This window comes from Nibribacter ruber (assembly GCF_009913235.1).
Taxonomy (GTDB): Bacteria; Bacteroidota; Bacteroidia; order Cytophagales; family Hymenobacteraceae; genus Nibribacter; species Nibribacter ruber.
In genome coordinates, this window is sequence record NZ_CP047897.1 from 250754 (window position 1) to 275661 (window position 24908).

Sequence of the window (24908 nt, forward strand, 5' to 3'; positions counted from 1 at the left end):
AGCTTTTGCCAAATGAAACACCTAATAAATCAACCTCTTGACTCTCCCTTTGATAGAGGATATACTATATTTGTAACAACAGACATTCCTTCTTATTAAAGATTTCATGAGAAAAACTTTTACTGTTTTGGCCTTCACCGTATTCGGGCTTATAGGTTCTTTGCCGGTTTATGCGCAGTTGGGCAGCAACATTACCATTAAAAACCAGATCATTCTTTCCACGGCAGACACCTTGGTGAACGTGGATATTGTAGAAGGGAGAAGAAACACCAATGAAAACCAGTTAGTTTTTATTAAGGACGGTGCCAAGCGCACCGTATTGGCCAAAGATGTGGTTTCGTACCATGACGGAGTTCATTTTTTTAAGTCCTGCCCGGTGCAAGGCGTGGCTACCGTGAAGTTGATAGATTTTAAAGTAATAGGACCGGTGTACTTTGGCCGATCTACCCAGCCAGACGGTGAATTGGGGTTCTTCGTTAAAAAAGAGAGCGATAGCCAAGTGGTTTCCCTCTATGACCACAAGGGCCGGCTTTCTGAGTTTTTTAAGGAATTTCTGCCCAACTATGATGCTTTCCTGCAGCAATCTGGACTACAGCCCACCTATTATTTCTCTTCTCTGGCTAACTTTATTTCGGCGTATAACTCGTTTACCCAGCCTTCTTTGTACCTGGTAGAAAAATATAGAAGTCCAGAACGACTGAAATTTAGTGTCTTTGGATCCATCAATAGCGCAGACTTTTCTTATGGCGAAGGGGACATTGGCTATAACAGGGCTCCTTCTTTTAATGTGGGGGCCATAGTCCATTTCAAAAGCCAAAGCAAATACTCCATCAACGTCTGGACATACTTCCAAAAGGCTTCTCTTTCCGCTGATAACCACCAGGTAGATATCACCAGCCTCAATGTAGAGCCTGGTTTGAAGGTAAGTTTCCCGGTTACTCCTTTTATGTCCTTCGGGTTGGAGCCGGGGTTAGGGCTTGCCTACCACCTCACTGCAGAAATCAATAAAGAAGAACATGAGGTTTTCATGTATGACCATATAGGAATGGATGATTTTTCCATTGGGTATGCCCTTAAAGCATCTTTGTCATATAAGACCAAAACCAGCCTGTTTTTAGGGTATTCAAATTACCGCATGCAGGCAGATAACTTTAAAAACGTGGTTTTTGGAGACAGCAAGAGAAAAGTAAACTTCTCTAACTTCAAAGTGGGGCTGGCTTACAGACTTTAAAGCATAGAAAACCACACCTTTAACAGAAAGGCCTTACTCTAAAGCAAGGCCTTTCTGTTAAAAAGCTTTTGCTGATTGTTTTACAACAACTCCACCAAAGCCTGCTCAATGCGTCTGGGGCGCATGGTCTTGGCGTCTACAAGGCACCAGATGGTTTTGGCCGAGGCGAGGAGTTCCTGGGTGCCGGTACGATACAGGCTTACGTACCGCTCAAACTTGGCCCCATGGTAGTCGCCCACCCAGGTATAGCCAGTTACGGTATCATTGGGCATGGCGGGTTTAAGGAAATCTATCTCGTGCCGTAGAATCACCCATAGGTATTGGTCTTTGATTTCCTGAGGAGCCACATGCTCCCAGTGAGCCGCAGAAACCTCCTGCACCCAGCGCACATACACCACGTTGTTCACATGGCCCAGGGCGTCAATGTCTGCGGGCTGCACCTGAATGGCTAAACTGAATTTATCTGAAGGTTCTGTGGACATGGTACAGGTTGGAGAAATTAGAACATACTCGTAAAGAAGCAAAGAAGTCTCGTTTTTGGGCTATTTTCTAGAAAACAGGCTAAAAACGAGTCATTATTCCAGCACCAGGGCCAGGATGCAGAAGACGTCAATGATGAGCAATGGCCAGGAGACGTCTTCTTTCTTACCCGTGATGAGTTTTAAAAAAGTCCAGGAAAGGAAGCCCCAGATGATGCCCTGCGTAATGGAGTAGGAAAACGGAATTAAGACCAGAGCCAGGAACGCTGGAATGGCCTCATCCAGCTGACCCCAGTTTATCTTAGTGATGGGCCTAACCATGAACACGCCCACCAGCACCAGAGCCGGGGCCGTGGCAATGGCCGGCACCACCGCCAGGAGCGGCGCCAGGAACAAGAAGGGGAGGAACAGCACGGCGCCTACTACTGCGGTCAAGCCGGTCCTGCCGCCAGCCTCAATGCCCACCGCAGATTCTATGTACGCCGTACCAGGGCTAGAGCCTACCAAACCCGCCAAGGTGGTGGCTATGGCGTCTACCATCAGAGACCGTTTTACATGGCGGGGCTCTCCGTGTTCATCCAGCAGATTGGCCGCTTCTGCCAACCCCACCAGCGTAGAAAGACTGTCAAACATGTCTGTAAACACGAAGGCAAAGATAACCGGCACCACCGCCCATTGCAGCGAATTGACAAAATCCAACTGGAACAGCAGGCTGAAGTCCGGCGCGGCAAAGAAGCCTTTCCATTGGATAAGAGGGCCAGCCGCATCTTCCAATCCCCACCACCGGCCAATGGGATAGGCCAGAAGAGTGGTAAATAGAATGCCAATCAATATTCCGCCGCGCACATTCTTGGTTAGCAACACCGCGGTTAGTAACAAGCCGGCCAGAAAGGTAAGTACCGTTGGCGTGAGGTCACCTAAGCCAATGATGGTGGCGGGATTGGGCACGATGAACTTGGCATTGGAGAAGCCTATCAAGGTGATGAACAAGCCAATGCCCGCCGCAATAGCGTACCGCAAAGGCCGGGGAATGGCCCGCACAATGTAGGTGCGCACGTTGAACATGGAGAGCAGCAGGAACACCACCCCCGACCAGAACACTGCCCCCAAGGCCACTGGCCACGGCACTTGCATGCCCAGTACCGCCGTGAACGTGAAGAACGCATTCAATCCCATGCCCGGTGCCACCAGAATCGGGTTTTTGGCATACAAACCCATCATGAGGCTACTGAAAAAACAAACGATCACCGTGGCGGTAAGGACTGCCGCGAAGGGCATGCCAGCCTGGCTCAGGATGCTGGGATTCACCACTATGATATAAGAAGTGGCCAGGAAGGAAGAGACGCCGGCAATGATTTCGGTTTGGACGGAGGTGCCGTTTTTCTGAAGCTCAAAGTTGAATGCCATGGCCAATGGGTAGTTGCTGTTGAAAGTGGATTTGTTCTGCTTGAATGCTTGGTCTCGCTTGCTTTGTTTTTGGCCTGTTTTCCAGAAAACAGACCAAAAACGGAAGGTCAGGAAGCAAAAACGGCACCTGATGTCTCAAGTGCCGTTTCTGTTTAAGTACCTATGAAGCGTGGATCAGTTGGAGGGCCTCCAGATTTGCTTTCAAGTATTGGTCTGCCAGATCATCGGTGATGGCCGTAGATACAAACAGCGTCTCATACTGCGATGGGGCCAGGTAAATGCCCCGTTGCAACATCTCATGGAAGTACTTCCCAAAGCGTCCTAAATCTGAAGTCTTGGCAGAGTCAAAGTCAGTTACCGGCTGTTCTGTGAAAAACAAACTGAACATAGAACCCACCTGGTTGATAGTGTAGTTGAGCCCCAGTTGCTGCATGTTCTGCTTGGTACCGTTCACCAACTTGTCAGTGATGGTTTGCAAGTGCCTGTAGACCTCAGGATGCTCGTTCAAATAGGTGAGAGCCGCCATTCCGGCAGACATGGCAATCGGGTTCCCGGAAAGGGTGCCTGCCTGGTACACGGGGCCGGCCGGAGCCACTGCGTTCATGATTTCGCGCTTTCCGCCGTAAGCACCCACGGGCATGCCACCGCCAATGATTTTGCCCAGCGTGGTCATGTCTGGTTGTACGCCATACAGTTCCTGCGCCCCGCCTCTGGCCAACCTGAAACCGGTCATCACCTCGTCAAAAATCAACACAATGCCTTCTTTGGTGCACAAATCACGCAATCCTTGCAAGAATCCTTGTGCCGGTACTACTAAGCCCATGTTGCCTACCACAGGCTCCAGAATGATAGCCGCCACTTGGGCCGGGTTGGCATCTATCAAGGTTTGGACGGCGGCCAGGTCATTGTAAGGAGCGGTTAAGGTATCATTGGCCACGCCTTTGGTCACGCCCGGGCTGTCAGGCACACCCAGGGTCACCGCACCACTGCCAGCAGCAATCAGGAAAGAGTCGCCGTGGCCGTGGTAACAGCCTTCAAACTTGATAATCTTGTCACGACCGGTATAGCCACGCGCTACTCTGATAGCCGACATGGTGGCCTCTGTACCAGAGTTAACCATACGCACTTTCTCCACACTGGGAATCATGCTGATGATGAGCTCGGCCATCTCCACTTCGCGGCGGGTAGGGGCCCCGAAGGAAAGAGAACCAGGCAAGGCATCGCGCACGGCTTTCTCAATCACTTCATGGGCGTGGCCCAGAATCATGGGCCCCCAGGAATTGATGAGGTCCAGGTATTGGTTTCCGTCTTCGTCAAACAGATAAGCGCCTTTGGCCGCTTTCATGAACAATGGCTGACCGCCTACGGCCTTAAAAGCACGCACAGGTGAGTTCACGCCGCCCGGAATAGAGTCCTGGGCTCTGGCAAAAAGTTCTTGGCTGGTGGTATGGGTTAGTGACATGTTTTTATTTAGATGTTAGACACTAGACACTAGACACTAGACATTAGATTTTAGTCTATTATCTAAAATCTAATGTCTAGCGTCTTGAAATTTAAAGAACTGGGTTTACAATCAGCACGCGGCCGTTGTCAATTTTTAGGATGGGCAGGTACTGGTTGTCTTGTGCCGGTTTGCCCTGAAGCGTCTGATAGTTCATGCCCTGGTAGAACAAGCTCGGTTGCAGGCCGCTTACCCGTAGCGGGGCCGCATAGCCCTGGCTGTTCAGCTGCTGGCCCAAGTAATACACCAACTCAAACCCGCTGTAGGTGAAGGCAGAAGGAGGCAGGTTGTACTGGCGCGTGTAGTATTTTCTGAAGGCTTTCACCGAAGGATCATCTAAGTCCACAAATTTGGGGGCCAGGAAATAAGCCTCCAGAAAGTCTAACTGAGAGAAACTGATCTGAGACATCTCCAGCCAGCTGGCAGGCACCACCAAGGGTACTTTAGAGGCCCGCTGTTCCAGTAAACTCACCGTGCTACTAGCCACGTTGGCCGCCGCCGACTGTACCACCAACACGCCCACGTCTTTGAGGTTCACGCCGCCCAGAATGCCACTCACAGAACCGCTGGTCTTGGAGTTAATCTTCTGGAAGGTCTGTACTTTACCGCCCAGGGCCGTGTAGGCTCTTTTGAAATTGCCCGCAAACGTGGTGTCCTCCTTGTTACTGTCATAAATGACAACCGCCGTCTTCTTGGCGAAATTTTGGTAGGCAAAGGCTGCCGCTCGCTGCCCCTGCGTAGCAACAGACGTTTCTAACAGGAACATATAGGGATTGCCCTTGGTCATCTCCAGGTCATCTGAGAACGGATTGATGAGGTTTAGTCCCCGCTGCTGGGCAATCTTGCCGGCGTACTGGCTGCTGGTTTTGTAAATAGGGCCAATGAGGGCGTCCATGTTGCCCACTTCGGGCAGTTGCAGCACCTGGCTCACCTGGGCTGTGTCATTTCCGGTGTCATACGGGTACAGGTTCACTTTAATGCCCTGGCGCATTAGCGTATCACGGGCGGCCTGCATGCCGGCGTAGAAGTCTGTGATGAAAAGATTCTTCTTGTCTACGCGTATGCCTTGGTCCGTGACATGGAAAGGCAGCAGCACCGCAAAGTTGTACTCGTCCTTTTTAAGCGAGGCTGTGCGGGTAAGGTAGCTTCTGTCCAGATTGAACTTCCGTACCAGGTCTTCTAGTTGTTGCTTGTCCTGGGCGGTGTACCAGCCACTCACCAACTTGTCTGCATAGGCGCGGCCCAAAACGGCATCATCCGGAAGCTGGCGTACCAAATACTGAAACGTAGTCTTGTCTGACAGTTGAAGCAGGTAATGGCGTTTCATGGATGCAGCGTCCTGTTGCAGCCCCGTGGTTTGAAGCGGCGCCAACGTTTGCAGGGCCTTCAGGTACTCCTTCTTCTCAAACTGCACCTGCGCCAACAGATACTGCGCGTCTGGCAAACCGCTCCAATTGGGGAACTGCATCTGCAGCTGTGTTAGCATCTGCTCTGCCTCTTTCCACTTCTTCTCTTTGGCAGCGGCTACGCTGTAAAGAAAAGCGGCGTCTGGTGCGTACTGGCTACTCGCCGAAATAGACGTGAGCGGCAATAATTCCTCCATGGCCAACGCGTATTTCTGCTGGTCTACCAGAAAGCGGCCGTTGTTGAAACGCGTAGTCTGTTCTGCATTGTTTTGGGCCTGCACCTGCCACCCTAGGGTGAGGAACATAGCCGCCAAGACAAGTCGTTTTTTCATTGTTTTCCGGAAATTAGGCCAAAAACACTATTCCCACTCAATAGTAGCAGGCGGTTTTGAGCTGATGTCATAGACCACGCGGTTTACGCCGCGCACCTTGTTTATGATTTCATTAGAAACATCAGCCAAGAACTCATACGGCAAATGCGACCAGTCGGCGGTCATGCCGTCAATGCTGGTCACGGCGCGCAAGGCCACCACACGCTCATAGGTACGCTCATCGCCCATCACACCCACGCTTTGCACTGGCAACAACATGGCGCCTGCCTGCCACACCTGGTCATACAAACCAGATTTTTTTAGTGACGAAATGAAGATATGGTCTACCTCCTGCAGAATGGCTACTTTCTCTGGCGTTACATCACCCAGAATCCTTATCGCCAAACCCGGACCCGGGAAAGGGTGACGACCTAAGATGGCTGGATCTATGCCTAAGGTTTTGCCTACCAAACGCACTTCGTCTTTAAATAAGGTCTTGAGCGGCTCTACCACTTTCAACTTCATGAAATCAGGCAGACCGCCCACGTTGTGGTGAGATTTAATAGTCGCACTTGGACCCTTTACCGACACGGACTCAATCACGTCTGGGTAGATGGTGCCTTGGCCTAACCATTTGGCATCTTCCACCAAATGCGATTCCTGGTCAAACACGTCAATGAAGACTTTGCCAATGGCTTTGCGTTTGGCTTCGGGGTCAGAAAGGTCCGCTAAGGCAGAGTAGAACATGTCTTTGGCATCTACGCCTTTCACGTTCAAGCCCATGTCTTTATAAGAGTGCAACACACCTTCAAACTCATCTTTGCGCAAGAGACCGTTGTCTACAAAAATGCAGTACAGGTTCTTGCCAATGGCCTGGTGAATGAGCATGGCCGCTACAGAAGAGTCCACGCCACCAGACAAGCCTAAGATTACTTTGTCATCGCCTATCTGTTCCTTCAGGTCGGCCACGGTGGTTTCAATGAATTGGTCTGGTGTCCAGTCTTGGGAGCACTCGCAGATGTGCACCACAAAGTTACGGAGTAGGATCTTACCCTCAGTAGAATGCGTCACCTCTGGGTGAAACTGGATGCCGTAGGTTTCCTGGTCTTTAATTTTATAAGCGGCCACTTGCACCGACTCGGTGCTGGCAATAATCTCAAAGTTGTCAGGGATGTGCTTGATGGTATCACCGTGGCTCATCCATACCTGAGAATCCATGGTGATTTCTTTGAGCAGGCGGTTGTGCTGGTCCACGTGGTTAAGCTTGGCGCGGCCGTACTCTCTAATGGTAGAGGCAATGACTTCGCCGCCGCCTTCCTGGGCCATTAACTGCGCACCATAGCAAACGCCTAAGACCGGCAATTTGCCTAAGAAAGGCGTGAGGTCTGGGTTGGGATAATCAGTTTCCCGCACCGAGCAAGGGCTTCCGGACAAGATGACGCCTTTCAGATCTGGCGTGAAAGCAGGAATCTTGTTGTAGGGATGGATTTCGCAGTAGACGTTCAGTTCGCGAACCCGGCGGGCGATGAGTTGGGTATACTGGGACCCAAAGTCAAGGATGAGAATCTTTTCTGGCATGTGCAAAGGTACACGGGCTGGTTAAAAAGTGAAAGAATAAATTGAATACTTCATGGCTACCGGTTTTGGCGTAGGGGAGAGGCTAGCTTTTTAGGTCCAAGGAAGTGTCCGGACAGAGTTGTACTGATTTTGAACACTTACTTATTTGGCCGTTAATTCTTGAATCTGGATTGAGGTTACATAATTGCAAATCAATGCATTAAATCAAAAAGGCTTTGTCTGCCTTATTTTGGCAAGATATTAGCTTATAAGAATATTAAAGAAAACAGATACTACTCTATACACCACCCATTGATATGAAAAGCATTCTACTCCGTCCTGCCAAACACCTCTTCAGCCTGCTGGCTTTGTCTCTGGCCTTGGTTTCCTGCAATGAGGACAAGGAGAACGATGAGCCAGCCGCTCAGGCAGGTCCTACAGAAACAGAGTTTTCCATGGTAGACAGCATTAAGGTAGATGCCCGTTACCGCGACTCTTACCCAGAACTGTACAATGAGATGAACGGCCAAACCTACAAAGTGGCTTCCAAGAACAAAACCGATGTGTTTTTCGTGGAGGAGGACAATGAGGTGGTGATTCTGTTTGAAGATACCTCTAAAGTAAATGCAAACCCTTGGCTGGCCATCACCTTTAAAAACAGAACCGTCAATCAACTACCTGCTACCTTTTCTGCCAAAGACGGCGCCATAGTATGCATAGAGAATGGACAGAGCTTTGCAGACGGCTCCCGAGCTCTGTCTCCGGGTTGTGACGTGATGTTGGACGGGATCATTACGCTGCAGTATGACAAGGCCACAGATGTGATTAGTGGATCCATTTCTAAACTGAAATACGGCCTGGAATATTACGTACCCACCTACACCTTTTCCAGCCGGAACGGGAACATGCTGCGCGCCAGCGGCTCTAACCGTAACATCAACCTCACGTTTAAAAACATCAAAAGGAAAAAATAAAGAAAGCTTTTTAGTGAAGAACTATGGTAAGCCTCAGATTTATCTAGTTATAAATCTGAGGCTTACTTTTTTACTTGGCTTATAAATCTTGGTTTTTGGCCTGTTTTCCCGAAAATAGGCGAAAAACGACTTGTTCTGATAGAAAGTGTTCGTATCTTTGCAACGGCAAATCGGTACGGCCAGCTCCTACTGAACTCCCCCAGGCCCGGAAGGGAGCAAGGGTAAGTGGTTGAGCGGCGCGATACTCGATTTGCCGCTTTTTTTTGCCCATACCCCAACGGTTTTCCCGTTTCCCTCTCTGCCGGTTTCCGGCAAAATACTTCTGCTGCCCGTTCGGTTTTCTTTTAGATTGGAGTAGATTTGTGTTTCCTAACGCATACTGCTATGAAATTTTTCATTGATACCGCTAATCTTGATGAAATCCGCGAAGCCCATGATCTGGGTGTTCTGGACGGCGTAACCACCAACCCCTCTTTAATGGCCAAAGAAGGCATTGTAGGCTTTGACAACGTCATGAAGCACTATAAAGCCATCTGCGAGATTGTAGACGGTGACATTTCTGCTGAGGTCATTGCCACAGATTATGAGACCATGATCAAAGAAGGCGAGGACCTGGCCCAACTGCACCCCAACATTGTGGTGAAGGTTCCTATGATCAAGGACGGCGTGAAAGCCATTAAATACTTCTCTGACAAAGGCATCAAAACCAACTGTACACTGGTCTTCACCGCAGGTCAGGCCTTGTTAGCCGCCAAAGCCGGTGCCACGTACGTTTCTCCGTTTGTGGGTCGTTTAGATGATATCGCCACGGACGGATTGGTTTTGATTGAGCAGATCAGACAAATCTATGACAACTACGGCTACCCAACCGAAATTCTGGCCGCCTCCGTGCGTCACGTGATGCACCTAGTGCAGTGCGCAGAGATTGGCGCCGATGTGGTAACCTGCCCGTTGAACGTGATTACCGCGCTCTTGAACCACCCATTGACCGACAGCGGCTTGGCTAAATTCTTGGCAGACCACAAGAAAGCGAACAGCTAACAGAACAAAGTTCTGTTAATTAGAAATTCAAAATTAGAAATTAGAAATTGGGGTAAACAAATGGGCCGTTTGGCGCTTGCAACTCATAATTTCTAATTTCTAATTTCTAATTAAAATCCAGTGTACATCATCAAGGTAAAAGGCAAGGCCAAGATTCCGGATTACATTCAGCTCCGCGATGAGAATTTCGTGCTGATTGCGTATTTCAGGGCAGACCGTCCGTTGAAAAACATGGACCGCTACGGTTTGGCTGGCAAAGAAGAACCGCTGGCCGCGCTCATTGAAAGCCTGGAGTTTGGCAAGCTGCAAAAGTTGGAGCTTTAGGCAGAGGTCTTAAACATTTACCTTTCATTTATTTAGTCTTGATACTAGCGTCTAAGGTCTAGCATCTAACAAAAACGACTATGGAATTTTCGTCTAACCCAGTGGTAACCTTACAGAAAGTCTCTATTTTTCAAGAAGTGAACACCATCTTGAGTGATGTGACTTTTTCCATTGACAAAGGCGAGTTCGTGTACCTGGTAGGGCGTACCGGAAGCGGGAAAAGCTCCCTGCTGAAAACCCTCTACGCTGATCTTCCCCTTAAAATGGGAAGCGCCCAGGTGGCTGGCTATAACATTCAATCCCTCACCTGGAAACAAGTTCCCTTTCTACGCCGCAAGATTGGCATTGTGTTTCAAGACTTTCAGTTGCTGTTTGACAGAAGCGTAGCCGAGAACCTGCGATTTGTTTTGAAAGCCACCGGCTGGAAAGACAAATCCAAGATCAAAGGCCGCATCTCTGAAGTGCTCATGCGCGTTGGACTGGATTCTGCCGCCAACAAAATGCCGCACCAATTGTCAGGGGGTGAGCAGCAACGCGTAGTAATTGCCCGTGCTTTGTTGAATGAGCCGGTGATTCTGTTTGCAGATGAGCCAACGGGTAATCTAGACCCAGACGTGACAGATGGCATCATGCGCCTCTTTGAGGAAATCAATAAATCTGGGACAGCTATTCTCATGGCCACCCATAACCACCAAACCCTGCAACGGTACCCGCGCCGCATCATCAAGTGTGAACAAGGCCGCGTGCTAGATTCTTCCCGCGAAGATTTCTCGCTGGTAGATGGTATCTGAGCTGTCCATTCTCATTCCGGTTCATAACCGCGACGTTCAGGATTTGGTCCAGTCGCTGGTCCGGCAGGTGGCAACTCTCTCTATTCCGGTTGAAATACGGGTGTATGATGACGGCTCTCAGCTGGTTTTCAAATCTTTCAACCAATCCATTTCTTCCTCAGAAAGCATTATCTATAAAAAGCTGCCAGTAAACGTAGGCCGCTCCCAGATACGCTACTTGCTGGCGCAAGAGGCACGTTATTCTACCCTGTTGTTTCTGGACAATGACGTTCTGCCGGTGCATGCAGATTTTCTGGCTACCTACCTTTCCGCCCACTCCGGAACGGTGACAGTAGGAGGGATTGCCTATCATGATAAACCATCTAACCCAGAATTAGAATTACGCTGGATTTATGGCAAAGAGCGGGAGCAGGCAAAGGCCGCGCAGCGCCAGAAAAACCCGTATGACAGAGTATTCTTGAGCAATCTGCTGGTAGAGAGACATCTTTTCCTGGAGCATTTTAAGGAGGATGTGGTGATGGCCTATGGTCATGAAGACACTTTATTTGCAGACCTCTTGCAACAGCACCAGGTGAAGGTAGTGCACATAGATAACCCGGTGTACCATCTGGGGTTAGATACAGCTGAGAATTTTATGTGCAAGACAGAGCTAGCCCTCAAGAACTTGCTGCTGCTTCGTAAAAGTGGGTGGGTTCACAAAGAAGGCAAACTCCTCAAAATGCATGATTGGCTGGGTAAGCTAGGCGTGCTTTCTTTGCTTAGGCCTCTTCATCCATGGGTTTTACGCAGACTTAAAAATCGACTGATTTCCCCAAATCCTTCTTTGCGAGTGTTTGACCTCTACCGGCTGCTGCTGTTAGACCAAATCCAGCGTGCCTAAACAGTCGTTTTTGGTCTATTTCTCAGAAAACAAGCCAAAAACAAAATTCCCCAGTTAGCTCCTCCATGAGAAACTAACTGGGGAATCACATTCACATATTTCTAGTGAATTTCTATTCTGCAGGATTAGTCGTTGTCTTTGACAACGTCACCAATTTTCTGACCAGCTTTTTTAGCAGTGTTCCCTACGGCTTTACCGGCGTCTTTGGTGGCTTCGCCCACTTTAGAGTTTGAAAGGTCCTTGCCTGCTTCTTTGGTTTCTGAACCAACGTTGCTGGCTGTGTTGCCAATCTTGCTACCAGCTTTCATGGTCTGGTACTTGGTTTTGGCTTTGGCAATTTCCCACTTGTCTTTGTCGCTTAACTGGCTTTGGATGGCGTTCTTACGGTCATCCAATTGGTCCCAATACATCTCAACCATTTTCCAATCGTCATTGGTATAGTTAGACTTGTTGGCCTCTACGTGGGCTACAAATTCCTCGTAAGCAGTTCTGATGTTGGTGGCTGTATAGGTTGGCACTTTTTTCACGTCCATGGAAGACATGTCCACTTTGGTCATGGCTTTGCCACCGCTTTGATTGGTCTGTTTCCAGGTGTTGTATTGTTGCTCGCGGGTAGTCCAGGCCGTATTCCAGCGGGACTGCAAGTCTTCGTATTCGGTCCGGCGGGTGTCATCGAATTCACCGGCGTATTGGTTTACCGCGTTATAGCGCTGGTCATAATCAGTACGAGCCGTTTCCATGCGAGTGTCCCAGTCAGTAGCGGTTGAATCCCAGCCCCCGCGCACGTCGGTTTCCATCTGGGTCACATAGTTCTTGTAATCGTCGTAGGCTTGGTCACTGGTTTGAGTAGTGGTGGTAGTGGTAGCCGTCGTGTCCTTGGTTTCGGTTTTAGAGCAGGCAAACTGAGCAGACACCAACAGTAGCGAGGCGCCGTACATCAGGGTATGTTTTTTGAAGAAATTAGTGCTTTTCATAGTTGTGTTAGGTTATGGTTTCCGGAAACACTTGCTTCCATGCCTTTGAACGGAGTTGTATTCCGTAGGTTTCAAATAGAGGCTAGAGCTTGATGAATTAGGCCCCGATTTGTATTTTAAGAATATAGTTGGATTGAAATCTGTTTCTATCTTTTTTAGGTGGATGTAGGCGAGAGGCAAGGCCATGTAGAAAGCTATCTGTATATTTGTCTGCAATTTTTTAGAGCATGAACCCACTCCAGATGGTAGACCTGAAAGGTCAGTACCAACGCCTCAAACCAGAGATTGACGCCGCCATGCAAGCCGTGGTAGAGAGCACCGCTTTCATCAACGGTCCGCAGGTGCAGTCGTTTGCTAATTCTTTAGCCGATTACCTGAACGTACTGCACGTGGTGCCCTGCGCCAATGGCACAGATGCCCTGCAGATAGCGTTAATGGCTTTGGATTTACCCGCCGGAGAAGAGGTGATTGTACCCGCCTTCAATTATGTAGCCACCGCCGAGGTAATTGCATTGTTGGGCCTGAAGCCCGTTTTTGTGGACGTGCTCCCAGACTCCATGTGCCTTGACCCGGCCAAAGTGCGGGCCGCCATCACAGACAAGACCGTGGCCATTATGCCCGTGCATTTGTTTGGTCAGTGCGCGCCCATGGAAGAACTCATGGACTTGGCCATTGCGCAGGAGCTGTACGTGATAGAAGACAACGCCCAGGCCATTGGCGCACAATACATAGACGCCGAAGGGGGGACTTCTTTTGCCGGCACCTTGGGCCATATTGGTACCACGTCTTTCTTCCCTTCAAAAAACCTGGGCTGCATGGGAGACGGAGGCGCAATTTTCACCCAGGACGAGGAACTGGCCGCTGTCATTAAACAAATTGCCAACCACGGCCAGCAGAAGAAATACCATTATTCTAGAGTGGGCGTGAACTCGCGCTTGGATACCTTACAGGCTGCTTTGCTGGAAGTTAAATTACAGCATCTGAATGATTTCATTCTGCGCCGGCAGAAAGCCGCGGCTACCTATGACAGCTATTTCAATGAGGTAGAAGGTCTGTCCATTCCAAGCCGGGCGCCATACAGTTCGCATGTCTTTCATCAATATACCCTGCAGGTAATACCAGAGAAGCGCGACGCTTTGAAAGACTACTTGCAGCAAGCGGGCGTGCCCAGCATGATTTACTACCCCGCACCTTTGCATTTGCACGAAGCCTATGCATATCTAGGGTACAAGGAAGGAGATTTTCCAGTGTCTGAGCTACTGTGCAAGTGCGTGATTTCTTTGCCCATGCACACAGAATTAACCGAGTTGCAGCAAGCCTTCATCGCGGAGAAAGTGCTTAGGTTCTTTCAGCAGTAGATTCTTAAGGCTTACTGAACAAGAGCCATTCGGCTGAAAAATGAAACGCCGTTTTTGGGCTATTTTCCCGGAAACAGGCCAAAAACGATTGAACAGACAGTCCATGTCAGACAAGATAAAATTTGCAGTGATAGGAGCGGGGCACATTGGCAAGCGCCATGCCACCATGGTGCAACGCCACCCCGAGGGTGAGTTGGTGGCCATGGTTGACACAGACCCTGCGCGTGAATCAGAGGTAGACCCCTATGGCATTCCCTTCTTCCTGAGCATGGAGGACTTCCTGGTCCGTGGTCCCAAAGCCGATGTCATTTGCATCTGCACGCCCAACGGTTTCCACGCCGACCAAGCTATGCTGGCCCTGGAGAGCGGCAGCCACGTGGTCTGCGAGAAGCCCATGGCCTTAAGCAAAGCCGACTGTGAACGCATCATCTACAAATCATTACAGACGTCTAAGCTGGTGTTTTGTGTGATGCAGAACCGTTACAGTCCACCGTCGCTTTGGTTAAAAGAGATGATTATGGAGAACCGCCTGGGCCAGATCTTCATGGTGCAGATTAATTGTTACTGGAACCGCGATGACCGCTACTACAAGCCCGGTACCTGGAAAGGTGATCAGGCTTTGGACGGAGGTACCTTGTTCACGCAGTTCAGCCATTTTATTGACATCATGTACTGGCTGTTCGGGGATATCAAAAACATCTCCGGTAGATTCATGGACTTCAATCACGCACAACTCACCGATTTTGAAGACAGCGGCCTGATTCAGTTTGAGTTCATGAATGGTGGGGCGGGAACACTCAATTATTCTACCGCCGTTTGGGACAACAATCTGGAAAGCAGCATGACCATCATTGGCGAGAAGGGCAGCATCAAAGTAGGCGGACAGTACATGAACGAGGTAGAGTATTGCCACGTGCAAGACTACGTGATGCCCGAATTGCCACCTAGCAGCCCCGCCAACGACTACGGCCATTACAAAGGCAGCGCCGCTAACCACCACTTCATCTTCGAGAACGTGATTGACACCCTCAAAGGCAAAACCTTCGCCACCACCAACGCCCTGGAAGGCCTAAAAGTGGTAGAGATCATTGAAAGAATCTATGCCTTACGAAGCCAGGGCCAAATAAAAATTAGAAGTTAAAAATTAGAAATGTCCTTCAACTATTCCTGAGGCAATTTCTATACAGCACCATTTCTAATTTCTAATTCATAATTTTTAATTTAAAATCATGTCCGTTTCCAATTTCTACGATGACTATACCGAGCAACAGTTCAAGAAGGGTATTCACATCCGTCACCGGACCATTTTGAATAACCTGAAGAAGGCAGGCCTGAAATCCAATTCTAAGGTGTTGGAGATTGGCTGTGGCATTGGAACCGTTACTCACTTGCTGGCCAAGGCAACGCCTCAGGGGAAGGTATTAGCCGTTGACATCTCCCCAAAGAGCATTGACATGGCCCGCCGGTTCAATCAGGAATTCAATCACGCAGAGTTCGTGGTATCTGACATGACCGACTTCGCTCGCCCCGAGAAGTTTGACTTTGTAGTCTTGCCTGATGTGATTGAGCATATTCCGCTAGACCAACACCCACATCTGTTTCAGGTGATTTCTCAACACTTGCACGCAGGCTCCACGGTGGCCATCAATATTCCGCATCCTTTGTATTTGACCTGGGTGCGCGAGCACCAGCCCGAGCTGTTGCAGGTAATTGACCAACCCATCCACACAGATGAGTTGCTTAGAAATACTTATGCGGCAGGTTTGTATTTACACTCTCTGGAGAGCTATTCTTTGTTCTCTCAGGTAGAAGACTATCAGTGGATTGTTTTGAAGCAGCGATTGGTGCCTTCTAAAGTAGAGCCTAAATCAAAAGTTGATTTAAAGTTGCAGGACCTTTCCTCTAAGTGGCTGTAAGCGCCTAATTACCATCTATGCCTGCCCGCCGACCGGTTCTGCTGTATTTTTATCCAGGCCTTTCCTCATTTGTGGTGAAAGATTTGCAGATCATGGAGAAGGCGTATGAAGTGCGGCACATCGGGTTTCTGCCGGCCAAGAAGTGGCAGACGCCGCTGGTTTGGCTCAAGCAGTTATTCTTCTTGCTATGGCATATCTGGACCGCCGAAAAACTAGTCTGCATGTTTGCGGGCTATCATTCCTGGTTTCCGGCTATTTTCGGGAAAATAGCCCAAAAACCGGTTTTGATTGTAGCCGGCGGCACCGACTGCGTTTCGTTTCCTAGCATTGGCTACGGTTGTTTCGCTAAACCCCTTCTAGGTAAATTCACCCGGTGGTCGTTCCAGTTAGCCAGTCATATTGCACCCGTGCATGAGAAGCTGGTATGGCAGGACTATACTTATCAACCCAATGATTTTCCGCATCAAGGCTTCAGGTTTCACTGCCCCAATTTAAGCACTCCTCATACGGTGGTGTACAATGGCTATGACGCGAGTTTCTGGACTCCAGATTCAGCGGTTACTCGTCAGCCTAATTCTTTTTTGACGGTCTGCGCGGGCTTGCACATGCGCTTTACCCAGCGATTGAAAGGAGTAGATTTACTATTAGAAGCCGCCCATCAAATGCCTGAAGCAACATTTACCATTGTAGGTGCTCCCGCTGGATTTACTTTTCAAGACCAACCTAACAATGTGAAGTTGCTTCCAAAGATGCCGTTGGCAGACTTGAGACAAGTATACAGCGCCCATGCTTTTTACATCCAACTTTCCATGTCTGAAGGCTTCCCCAATGCCTTAAGCGAAAGCATGCTGTGCGGGTGCGTGCCGGTAGTGAGCAATGTATCCTCCATGCCTGAGATTGTGGGAGATTCTGGGTTTGTGCTGGAGAAAAGAGATAGTGGCTTATTGGTGAAGATGCTACAAAAAGCGGTTGATTCAGACACTTCCATTTTGGGAGAAATGGCAAGGCAAAAGATTGCCATTCAATACCCAGAAGTACGGCGCGAACAGGAAATGCTTCACCTGTTGCAAAAACTCTAAACAATTTTTTACCTCGCTCGCGTCCCGCGAGTGTGCGTTGTTTGCGTCCTCTGGGCGCTTTCTTCAAAATAAGAATAATTTTAGCGGCGGGACGCCTTCAGTAGCTCACACTCGCGGGACGCGAGCGAGTATTGAAATTACAACCACTTCCATTCCCTGAACCCAAAACGGACTAGGGTCTTCTGGATGCCGTTGTTCACTTCCGGAGAGATTTTCAGCAATACCAGAAGACCACCGTATACCGCTGTAATCAATACGGACCGCACCGCAATATCCAGAATCACATTCGGTAATTGCGGCAACATCCAGGATACGCCAAACGCCAAAAGAGAAATCACCACAATCAGCAAAGAATCCCAACCGAAGGGTTGCATCTTAAAGAAGCGCGCCACTAGAATCACCCTGAACAGGTTGTACACCACAAACACCACCATAGACGCAAAGGCGGCTCCGCTGATGCCGTAATCCGGAATTAAAAGGTAATTAGTGTAGGCCACCAGCGCCATCATGAGCAGGTTAAAATACAGGTCGTAGCGGTACTTGTTGCTGGTGAGCAGAATCATGCCATTGATGCCCGTGGCCAGGTCAAACAGGCGGCTGAGGCCCATGAACAGAATCACGTACTTGCCCTGGCTGAAGTCCTTGGGCATGATGGCAAAGATATTGTTCACGTTGCACCAAATGCCAAGAAACAACAAAAAGCCCACTACCATGTTCACCCGCGTCATCTTGCGGTAAAGTACCTTCAGACCGGCCATGTTACCTGCTTTGAAATAATCGGCCACCTGCGGGTAAACTATCTTGTTTAAGCCACGGGACGGCACCATGATGGCCGAAGTAATGAAATAGCCTGTGGTGTAATAGGCCACCCCATCCAAACCCAGGTAATGGGCAATCATGGCCTGGTCAATAAAGGTGATGATAGAAGAGGAGACGTTGCCTAAAAACGAGAAGAGGCCGTATTGCACCACTTCGCGCATAGGCACCACCTGGAACATGTTTCGGTTGGGCCGCACGAAGAACTGCCGAAGCCACAGCAAATACACAATGCTCACAAACGTCACCGCCGAGTTGGCCCCGATGAACAGCACCAGAAACCACTGGAAATCCACCCAGCCCCAGGCGTAGCACACCACCGAGGCCAGCATCATGATCCGCTCAAGAAAATCCTTCAAAAACGACTGCACCACAGTCTTATACAAAGACCGCAGGTAGGCATCTAACAGGATGAAAAGGAGCGTGAAAAAGCTGAGCGGAATGATGTAGTAATAATACTCCACGGCCAGCGGCGAGTTCTTTCCGAAGTAGTCCACCACCGCCGGCTTCAGCAACATAAACAGTACCGTCACTACCGCAAAACCCGCCAGTGGAATCAAGAGCATCAGGAACAGAAAGCCGTTGTGCTTCTTGTCTCTATCTCTGAAATAAGGAAAGTATTTCGCGCTGATGTTGGTAAAGCCCAAGGCCGCAAACTGCGCATAAATGGCCGCCACTGAAATGAGAAAACGCGTGAGGCCCAGTTCATCCGCATCGGGGATGAGGACCGGAAACAGCACCACCAGGTTTACATACCCAATAATCATCCCGGCATACGAGATGATGGTGTTCAGGAAACCCTGCTTACGGATAGTGTCCATGGACGGTTGGCGGTCGTTTTTAGGCTATTTTCTGGAAACTAGGCCAAAAACGACCCAGAGAGAAGAAGCAAAAATAACAGCTTCTGCCGGGGCAATTGCTATGCCAGTGAAAATAGACTCATTAAGATTTATCAATTGAGAATTTGGCTGAGATGGCTTCTTGCGCGGTCAGAAACTGTGTGCCTCTTTCTTGCACATACTGCGTAATTTCTCGGAACAGTTCCAAACCTTGAGGCAGCGCATACGGCGTGAAATTCTCATTGTGCCAAAGCAAGGTAAACACCCCATGAAATTTCTCTATCTCCTGGAGCATGGGCGTAATAGCGGGCATCACTTCCTCGGGCTTCAACTGTAGATAGTTGGAATGGTTTAAGGTGATGTCCATCAGGTTCAAGGGCAGTTCCCAAACGGAACTCATGCGTCGCTCTTTGAAATTAAACAGCCTGAACGGGTGGCAATAGCTGTTCCTGAACCCAAACCTTTCCGGAAAACCCAGACTGCTATCATACTGCAAACCAGTTTCCTCCATCACCTCCAAAGATTTAATCGGGTCAAACCGAAGGTAATGGAAACGGTTGCCCTTCACTTCCGCATGAATATTGTCCTGTTCCTTTTGCAACTGCTGAGTCTTACCGCCACTGCCATGGCTTCCGTGCAGGGCAATCTCATGGCCTCTGCTTGCCAAACGTTTTATCTCTCCTTGAATTATTGGTGTGCTAATGTCATAGTCTGCATTGGGATGACCTTGATACGGCGCCTTCTCCGGCAGGAAGAAGAAGGTGCCTTTTGCATTTAACGCTTGTAGTTCGTGTTCTACTTGGGGCAGGTTAAACCAAGCATCCTGGCCTTTCCTATGCTGGAGGTAGAGTTTTAAAAACAGCCCGATATTTCCTTTTTGCATGGCGGGTTTTCCAGCCACTTTCCAGGCGGTTTGGCAATAGTCAATGTCATGCGTAAGGCAAGTGGCAAAGGGTTTTCCGTCCCAGAGCTTGGCTTCTATTTTCTGACCATAGGCTGTTTCAAGAGATTCCTTCAGGACGTCAAAATAATAGTTGATCAGCGGCTTGGTGATGAACCGGTGCCGGGCTTGCAGGGAGGCTTTGAAAGGAAACCTCCCATATTGGTCGCGGTCTTTGCCGTAGTATTCCTGCCAGCCACTCAACAAGTAAAACGCCGAGGCGATGACATCATACTGTACAATCACCTGGCCTTGCGCATTCTGGTTAAACCAGTGCTGATCGGTGGCTTCGTCAAAGAATAGGGGTAGGTTGGTGCCGCGCCATTCCTTCCAAAACACTTGCACAGGCTGGGCCTGCTGGCGCTCAAAGAAAGTGCTGGTGGTAGGGGTAATCTGGATTCGGCTATGGCCATCTAGGCCGTAGCTAATCTCCAAATCTGCTGGCAGATGATACACTTGCCTGAAGTGGAAGAGGACGTAATCGAAAAGGATATTCACGGGCAGAAAACGATACGCCTCTGGATATTGGTATGCGTTTTCGGGCTATTTTCTGGAAAACAGCCCGAAAACGGCGCTTAGGATACTAACAGCTTGGATAATTTTTCGGTAAGCGACCGGCGCGAATACTGCGTGTAATTGATAAAAGGCAGGTCCAGGTTGGTATTAATCTGCCAGGTTTTGCTCATCTGCATGAGATGGTCAGTCATCAGTTCATACCCCGAGTAATGGAACACTCGGCCGGCGCCGCACTCGTCAATGATTCTATCGGCATCGCCGTGGATTGGCCCGATGCAGATGATGGGTTTATTTGCGGCCAGGTATTCAAACAGCTTGCCCGTCAGAATCCCGAAGTTGTTGGGCACGTCAGGAATCGCCATTAGCAAAACCGTACTGGCCATGAGATATTTGATGGATTCGTCATGTGGCACAAAGTCAATGTACTCCGTGATGAGCGGTAAACTGGCGGCTTCAATCTGTTTTTTGATGCCTTCAGATACCTTGCCCACAAATTGCAACTTGTATCTAATGAACGGGTTGCGGGTCACGGTGTCACACAAAGCCTGGAAGAAGCCCACTACATTGTAAGCTTCGGTGAGCGTGCCGGTGTAGGTGATGATGAATTCCTCAGAAGACGGCGTGGATGGGTGGATGAAGTCAGCCTCGTCGTAGCCATTGGGAATCACGTGTATTTTGTTAGGATTGAGCGCGGCAGATTTCTTGAGGAACAGGCGCTTCATGTCATCGCTTACTACTATGACTTCGTCTGCGTTCTCCAGCACTTCGCGCTCATATTTGGCGTCCAGCTTTTGGGCCAGCGCGGTGTGGTTCAGGTCTTGGTAATAGTAAATGTCAGTCCAGGGGTCGCGCATGTCAGCAATCCAGCGTAGGCCATGCTTTTGCTTTAGCTTTAGGCCAATAAGTTGGGTAGAATGCGGCGGACTAGAAGTGACAACTGCTTTGAGGTCCTTTCGCTTCATGACCTTAACGGCCGCGTCTAGGGCGTAGCGGTTCCAGCCGATGCGTGGGTCTGGGATGAAGAGATTACCGCGTAAGAACTTGAAAAGCTTCTGCTTCCAGTTCTCTTTGCCCGTGTTCGCGAAGCCCCCAAACGGAATGTCTTTCTTGCCGGTTATTTTTTTGTAGAACTCAAACGGCTCGCGGGTGCTGGTCTTGATTACCTGCACGCTAGCGGGAATCTCGCCTTCCAGAGAATGGTCCAGAATAGGGTAAGAGCCCTGCTTTTCATCAACGGTGATGACGGTGGGCGTAATCCCAAACTCGGGCAGGTGCTTCACAAATTTAAGGCAACGCTGTACCCCGGCCCCGCCCGAAGGTGGCCAGTAATACGTCATGAACAACACGTTTTGAGCGGCAGATTTGTCAGCAGATTCCAAGGGCACGGGTCTTAACTTTTAGTCATTGCAAGAACAGGTTTCGTTTTTGGATTGTTTTCCGGAAATAAGGCCAAAAACGACCGCCTGTTTCTTACAAGTATTGAAACCTCCGAATATACGCGTCTGTATTGAAAAGATGGTGAACTTGCCGAAATTCTGCGTATTTTTGTAGTTACTGACAGAAGAATTTAATCTAACTCAGCCATATAAACCACATGTTTGAGAATTTAAGTACCAAGCTAGACCGCGCCTTTAAAACCCTTAAGGGCCAAGGGAGCATCACTGAAATCAACGTTGCCCAGACCATCAAAGAAGTTAGACGCGCCCTTGTGGACGCCGACGTAAACTACAAGGTGGCCAAAACTGTGACCGACAAAATCAAGGACGAGGCTATGGGCCGTGACGTGCTGATTGCCGTGTCACCAGGCCAGTTGATGGTGAAGATTGTACACGAAGAACTCACCGAACTAATGGGCGGCGAGAAAAAGGACATAAACATCACTGGTTCACCAGCTATCATATTAATCGCCGGTCTACAAGGTTCTGGTAAGACTACCTTCACGGGTAAGCTTTCTAACTTCTTGAAAAAACAAGGCAAAGGCGTTTTAGTAGCGGCCTGCGACGTGTACCGTCCGGCGGCTATTGACCAGTTGAGTGTGTTGGCAGAGCAGGTAGGCGTAGAATTTTACGCTGAGCGCGAGTCCAAAGACCCGGTTTCTATTGCCCGCAACGCCGTAGAACACGCCAAGAAAACTGGCAAGAAAGTAGTCATCATTGACACCGCCGGTCGTTTGGCCGTGGATGAGGCCATGATGAAAGAAATCTACGACATCAAGGAGGCCATTAAGCCAACTGAGACCTTGTTTGTGGTTGACTCCATGACCGGCCAGGATGCCGTGAATACGGCCAAGACGTTCAATGAGCGCATCAACTTTGACGGCGTTGTCTTGACCAAATTGGACGGTGATTCACGCGGTGGCGCAGCCCTTTCCATTAGAGCGGTCGTGGAGAAGCCAATCAAGTTCATCTCTACCGGTGAGAAGATGGAGGCCCTTGACCTGTTCTACCCTGACCGTATGGCCCAGCGTATTTTGGGTATGGGTGACGTTATCTCTTTGGTAGAGCGCGCCCAGCAGACCTTTGACGAGGACGAAGCCAAGCGTATCAACAAGAACATCCGCAAGAACCAATTCAACTTTGATGACTTCCTGTCGCAGTTGGAGCAAATCAAGCGGATGGGTGATATCAAAGACTTGGTAGGCATGATACCGGGCGTGAGCAAGATGATGAAGGACGTGGAAATAGACGAAAGCGCTTTCAAACCGATTGAAGCCATCATCAAATCCATGACCAAGGAAGAGCGTCAAAACCCAGACATGATATCTGGTAGCCGTCGTAACCGCATCGCCAAAGGCTCTGGAACCAATATTCAGCAGGTGAACAACCTGATGAAGCAGTTCAACGACATGCGCAAAATGATGAAGTCCATGAACAAGATGGCCGGCACCAAAGGTGGTCTTGCCAAATTGGGCAGCATGATGGGTCGCAGATAATCGTTATTGGTTATTCGTTGCTCGTTATTCGAGGTATATGAAAGAAGCCCGGACCGGATTGGTTCGGGCTTCTTCGTTTTGGCCTGTTTTAGTGGAATTGGCCCAAAAACGACGTTTCTATTTTAATTCCACATGGCTTAACACCTCTTTTTGTCATCCTGAAAGGATCTTGTGGGCAAGCTGTAGAAGTGCTTGCTAAGAGTGCAACCCATAGCGAATGATTCAAGATAGATGTAAGGGTTTCATTGCCAATGTAAGTCTAGTTCGCTACCAAGATCCTTTCAGGAGAACAAAACGGGATAATAGCAAATGTAGAGATATGGCACTGCCTTGTCTCAAACGCATTCCTTATACTATGTGCGCGAGTACAAGCGGTTACGTGCGCCATGGTTGATTTCAAAACTGTCTAACCGTTTTCGGCCTGTTTCCCTAAAAACAGCCCAAAAAAGAAGAATGCCGAACCAACTGATTCGGCATTCTTTATTATCCTTCGAAGAACGAACAACCAACAACGAGCAGCTAATACTCCGTCCGGCCTTCCTGCTTTTCCCATTCCAGAAAGCCTTTCAATGCTTCCTCTCTCATGAATTGTTGCATGGGGATGGTGCGCTTGTGAAGGGGCAGTTCAATCTCCTCATAAATGAAGGCGTCATCAAAGCCAATGGCGGCGGCGTCTGCTTTGGTGTTGCCGTAGAAGACGCGGTCGGGGCGGGCCCAATAGATGGCGCCCAGACACATGGGGCATGGCTCACAGCTGGTGTACAAGTCACAGCCGGTCAATTGGTAGGTTCCCAAGGTTTGACAGGCCTTCCGGATGGCGTCTACTTCGGCGTGGGCGGTGGGATCATTGCTGGACGTGACGTTGTTGAAGCCTCGGGCAATGATCTTTCCGTCTTTGACAATGACGGTGCCAAACGGGCCGCCTTTTCCTTCTTTCATCTTGTCTATGGACAACTGGATAGCCTCGCGCATGAAGCCTGCTACCGGCCTGTTTTCTTCCTGATTCATATAAAACCGTACGCAAGAATAGCCTGTTGTGATGTCCTTTCCAGCAATTAAGCCAGCAGGCGCTTCATCTGGTTTTTATGGTGGTTGGCATGCTCAATCAAGAATTCCAAGGTTTGGCCCAACGTGATGACCCCGGCGCGCGGATGCTTGAAAATTTCCTTGTCTAATAAATCGTTTGGGAAGTCACTTAAAAATTGGTGCAGGGTGTTGCGGGTGTCTTGCCAGTTTTTCTCTACCTCATCAATATTTATTTGCTGAGGCATGTCACCAAGTACCTTGGGGGCTTTGATTTTAACAGGTAGGGAGAGAACCAGATTCAACAGGAAGGACCGCCACCGGGTGTTGAAGGAAATGGGACGGCGTTTCCGATCGGTGGCCAGGTTGTCTTTGATGGACTGGATGACCACGTGCTCTACTTTCCAGAGATGGTAATACAACTGCGCCGCTGACCATTGGTCTTCTGCGGGTTGCCTGGCTTGCTGTGCCTGGGTAAGGGAATTAATTTGGCTGGTGTAGGCTAGGCGCTGTTGTTCTAGGCGATTAAACTTGGCCTGAAGTGCGGTTTGCATAGGATTACCTGGATTTTGGCAAAAGGTACGTTTTTGGCCTGAAACTGCAAAAAGAGGCT

At 49.3% G+C, this 24908-nt stretch carries 22 protein-coding genes and 1 other RNA gene; 12 read left to right on the top strand and 11 right to left on the bottom strand.

What is annotated here, in order from left to right; translation table 11 throughout:
• Positions 1–106 precede the first annotated feature (106 nt).
• Complete coding sequence (locus GU926_RS01050) at positions 107–1231, top strand: hypothetical protein (protein ID WP_160688169.1); 1125 nt, start codon at positions 107–109, stop codon at positions 1229–1231.
• Positions 1232–1311: 80 nt separating this feature from the next.
• Here GU926_RS01050 and GU926_RS01055 read toward each other — a convergent pair whose 3' ends face one another.
• The 5 genes from GU926_RS01055 to guaA form a co-directional block, all read right to left on the bottom strand.
• Complete coding sequence (locus GU926_RS01055) at positions 1312–1713, bottom strand: acyl-CoA thioesterase (protein WP_160688172.1); 402 nt, start codon at positions 1711–1713, stop codon at positions 1312–1314.
• Positions 1714–1806: 93 nt separating this feature from the next.
• Positions 1807–3117, bottom strand: coding sequence for an NCS2 family permease (locus GU926_RS01060; RefSeq protein WP_160688174.1), 1311 nt, complete (start codon positions 3115–3117; stop codon positions 1807–1809).
• A 160-nt stretch (positions 3118–3277) separates the two neighbouring features.
• Complete coding sequence (hemL, locus tag GU926_RS01065) at positions 3278–4579, bottom strand: glutamate-1-semialdehyde 2,1-aminomutase (protein ID WP_160688207.1); 1302 nt, start codon at positions 4577–4579, stop codon at positions 3278–3280.
• Positions 4580–4670: 91 nt separating this feature from the next.
• The gene (locus GU926_RS01070) at positions 4671–6356 is read right to left on the bottom strand and encodes an ABC transporter substrate-binding protein (protein ID WP_160688209.1); all 1686 of its coding nucleotides are present in this window, start codon (positions 6354–6356) and stop codon (positions 4671–4673) included.
• A gap of 27 nt (positions 6357–6383) precedes the next feature.
• Positions 6384–7913 carry a glutamine-hydrolyzing GMP synthase gene (guaA, locus tag GU926_RS01075; RefSeq protein WP_160688211.1) on the bottom strand — a complete coding sequence of 510 codons (1530 nt, stop codon included), beginning with the start codon at positions 7911–7913 and terminating at the stop codon, positions 6384–6386.
• 296 nt (positions 7914–8209) lie between these two features.
• Between guaA and GU926_RS01080 the strand changes: the two genes are divergently transcribed.
• From GU926_RS01080 to GU926_RS01105, 6 genes are all read left to right on the top strand, one after another.
• Complete coding sequence (locus GU926_RS01080; protein WP_160688213.1) at positions 8210–8866, top strand: hypothetical protein; 657 nt, start codon at positions 8210–8212, stop codon at positions 8864–8866.
• A gap of 161 nt (positions 8867–9027) precedes the next feature.
• Positions 9028–9127, top strand: an RNA gene (ffs, locus tag GU926_RS01085) — signal recognition particle sRNA small type.
• Between the two features lie 123 nt (positions 9128–9250).
• Positions 9251–9907 carry a fructose-6-phosphate aldolase gene (gene fsa / locus GU926_RS01090; RefSeq protein ID WP_160688215.1) on the top strand — a complete coding sequence of 219 codons (657 nt, stop codon included), beginning with the start codon at positions 9251–9253 and terminating at the stop codon, positions 9905–9907.
• 120 nt (positions 9908–10027) lie between these two features.
• Positions 10028–10231 carry a fructose-6-phosphate aldolase gene (locus GU926_RS01095; protein ID WP_160688217.1) on the top strand — a complete coding sequence of 68 codons (204 nt, stop codon included), beginning with the start codon at positions 10028–10030 and terminating at the stop codon, positions 10229–10231.
• A gap of 80 nt (positions 10232–10311) precedes the next feature.
• Positions 10312–11022, top strand: coding sequence for a cell division ATP-binding protein FtsE (locus tag GU926_RS01100; RefSeq protein ID WP_160688219.1), 711 nt, complete (start codon positions 10312–10314; stop codon positions 11020–11022).
• Complete coding sequence (locus tag GU926_RS01105; protein ID WP_160688221.1) at positions 11012–11902, top strand: glycosyltransferase family 2 protein; 891 nt, start codon at positions 11012–11014, stop codon at positions 11900–11902. Before GU926_RS01100 ends, GU926_RS01105 begins: the two co-directional genes overlap by 11 nt.
• A gap of 125 nt (positions 11903–12027) precedes the next feature.
• On the opposite strand, the gene GU926_RS01110 is transcribed toward GU926_RS01105, so the two are convergent.
• Positions 12028–12876: a DUF6565 domain-containing protein gene (locus GU926_RS01110; protein ID WP_160688223.1), complete on the bottom strand. Its 849-nt coding sequence runs from the start codon at positions 12874–12876 to the stop codon at positions 12028–12030.
• A gap of 227 nt (positions 12877–13103) precedes the next feature.
• Between GU926_RS01110 and GU926_RS01115 the strand changes: the two genes are divergently transcribed.
• The 4 genes from GU926_RS01115 (at position 13104) to GU926_RS01130 (ending at position 17229) form a co-directional block, all read left to right on the top strand.
• Positions 13104–14234 carry a DegT/DnrJ/EryC1/StrS family aminotransferase gene (locus GU926_RS01115; protein ID WP_160688225.1) on the top strand — a complete coding sequence of 377 codons (1131 nt, stop codon included), beginning with the start codon at positions 13104–13106 and terminating at the stop codon, positions 14232–14234.
• 103 nt (positions 14235–14337) lie between these two features.
• A complete protein-coding gene (locus GU926_RS01120) occupies positions 14338–15375 on the top strand; it encodes a Gfo/Idh/MocA family protein (protein ID WP_160688227.1) in 1038 nt (345 codons plus the stop codon).
• A gap of 88 nt (positions 15376–15463) precedes the next feature.
• On the top strand, positions 15464–16150 hold the full coding sequence (locus tag GU926_RS01125; protein WP_160688229.1) for a class I SAM-dependent methyltransferase: 687 nt from the start codon (positions 15464–15466) through the stop codon (positions 16148–16150).
• A 17-nt stretch (positions 16151–16167) separates the two neighbouring features.
• The gene (locus tag GU926_RS01130; protein ID WP_160688231.1) at positions 16168–17229 is read left to right on the top strand and encodes a glycosyltransferase family 4 protein; all 1062 of its coding nucleotides are present in this window, start codon (positions 16168–16170) and stop codon (positions 17227–17229) included.
• Between the two features lie 137 nt (positions 17230–17366).
• Here the strand turns inward: GU926_RS01130 and GU926_RS01135 are convergent, their stop codons facing one another.
• The 3 genes from GU926_RS01135 to GU926_RS01145 form a co-directional block, all read right to left on the bottom strand.
• Entirely contained in the window at positions 17367–18866 is a 1500-nt protein-coding gene (locus GU926_RS01135) for a lipopolysaccharide biosynthesis protein (RefSeq protein ID WP_160688233.1), read from the bottom strand.
• 121 nt (positions 18867–18987) lie between these two features.
• Positions 18988–20322, bottom strand: coding sequence for a polysaccharide deacetylase family protein (locus GU926_RS01140; RefSeq protein ID WP_160688235.1), 1335 nt, complete (start codon positions 20320–20322; stop codon positions 18988–18990).
• A gap of 77 nt (positions 20323–20399) precedes the next feature.
• On the bottom strand, positions 20400–21725 hold the full coding sequence (locus GU926_RS01145; RefSeq protein ID WP_232058392.1) for a glycosyltransferase family 4 protein: 1326 nt from the start codon (positions 21723–21725) through the stop codon (positions 20400–20402).
• A gap of 209 nt (positions 21726–21934) precedes the next feature.
• On the opposite strand from GU926_RS01145, the gene ffh reads away from it, so the two are divergent.
• A complete protein-coding gene (ffh, locus tag GU926_RS01150; RefSeq protein WP_066510417.1) occupies positions 21935–23272 on the top strand; it encodes a signal recognition particle protein in 1338 nt (445 codons plus the stop codon).
• 519 nt (positions 23273–23791) lie between these two features.
• Here ffh and GU926_RS01155 read toward each other — a convergent pair.
• The gene (locus GU926_RS01155) at positions 23792–24280 is read right to left on the bottom strand and encodes a nucleoside deaminase (RefSeq protein ID WP_232058393.1); all 489 of its coding nucleotides are present in this window, start codon (positions 24278–24280) and stop codon (positions 23792–23794) included.
• Positions 24281–24327: 47 nt separating this feature from the next.
• Complete coding sequence (locus tag GU926_RS01160; RefSeq protein WP_160688237.1) at positions 24328–24849, bottom strand: DinB family protein; 522 nt, start codon at positions 24847–24849, stop codon at positions 24328–24330.
• Positions 24850–24908: the final 59 nt, after the last annotated feature.

Bases quoted from the DNA above. Each gene is read 5' to 3' on its own strand.
- GU926_RS01050 (WP_160688169.1), top strand. From the start codon at position 107: ATGAGAAAAACTTTTACTGTTTTGGCCTTCACCGTATTCGGGCTTATA.
- GU926_RS01055 (WP_160688172.1), bottom strand. From the start codon at position 1,713: ATGTCCACAGAACCTTCAGATAAATTCAGTTTAGCCATTCAGGTGCAG.
- GU926_RS01060 (WP_160688174.1), bottom strand. From the start codon at position 3,117: ATGGCATTCAACTTTGAGCTTCAGAAAAACGGCACCTCCGTCCAAACC.
- hemL (WP_160688207.1), bottom strand. From the start codon at position 4,579: ATGTCACTAACCCATACCACCAGCCAAGAACTTTTTGCCAGAGCCCAG.
- GU926_RS01070 (WP_160688209.1), bottom strand. From the start codon at position 6,356: ATGAAAAAACGACTTGTCTTGGCGGCTATGTTCCTCACCCTAGGGTGG.
- guaA (WP_160688211.1), bottom strand. From the start codon at position 7,913: ATGCCAGAAAAGATTCTCATCCTTGACTTTGGGTCCCAGTATACCCAA.
- GU926_RS01080 (WP_160688213.1), top strand. From the start codon at position 8,210: ATGAAAAGCATTCTACTCCGTCCTGCCAAACACCTCTTCAGCCTGCTG.
- fsa (WP_160688215.1), top strand. From the start codon at position 9,251: ATGAAATTTTTCATTGATACCGCTAATCTTGATGAAATCCGCGAAGCC.
- GU926_RS01100 (WP_160688219.1), top strand. From the start codon at position 10,312: ATGGAATTTTCGTCTAACCCAGTGGTAACCTTACAGAAAGTCTCTATT.
- GU926_RS01105 (WP_160688221.1), top strand. From the start codon at position 11,012: ATGGTATCTGAGCTGTCCATTCTCATTCCGGTTCATAACCGCGACGTT.
- GU926_RS01110 (WP_160688223.1), bottom strand. From the start codon at position 12,876: ATGAAAAGCACTAATTTCTTCAAAAAACATACCCTGATGTACGGCGCC.
- GU926_RS01115 (WP_160688225.1), top strand. From the start codon at position 13,104: ATGAACCCACTCCAGATGGTAGACCTGAAAGGTCAGTACCAACGCCTC.
- GU926_RS01120 (WP_160688227.1), top strand. From the start codon at position 14,338: ATGTCAGACAAGATAAAATTTGCAGTGATAGGAGCGGGGCACATTGGC.
- GU926_RS01125 (WP_160688229.1), top strand. From the start codon at position 15,464: ATGTCCGTTTCCAATTTCTACGATGACTATACCGAGCAACAGTTCAAG.
- GU926_RS01130 (WP_160688231.1), top strand. From the start codon at position 16,168: ATGCCTGCCCGCCGACCGGTTCTGCTGTATTTTTATCCAGGCCTTTCC.
- GU926_RS01135 (WP_160688233.1), bottom strand. From the start codon at position 18,866: ATGGACACTATCCGTAAGCAGGGTTTCCTGAACACCATCATCTCGTAT.
- ffh (WP_066510417.1), top strand. From the start codon at position 21,935: ATGTTTGAGAATTTAAGTACCAAGCTAGACCGCGCCTTTAAAACCCTT.
- GU926_RS01155 (WP_232058393.1), bottom strand. From the start codon at position 24,280: ATGAATCAGGAAGAAAACAGGCCGGTAGCAGGCTTCATGCGCGAGGCT.
- GU926_RS01160 (WP_160688237.1), bottom strand. From the start codon at position 24,849: ATGCAAACCGCACTTCAGGCCAAGTTTAATCGCCTAGAACAACAGCGC.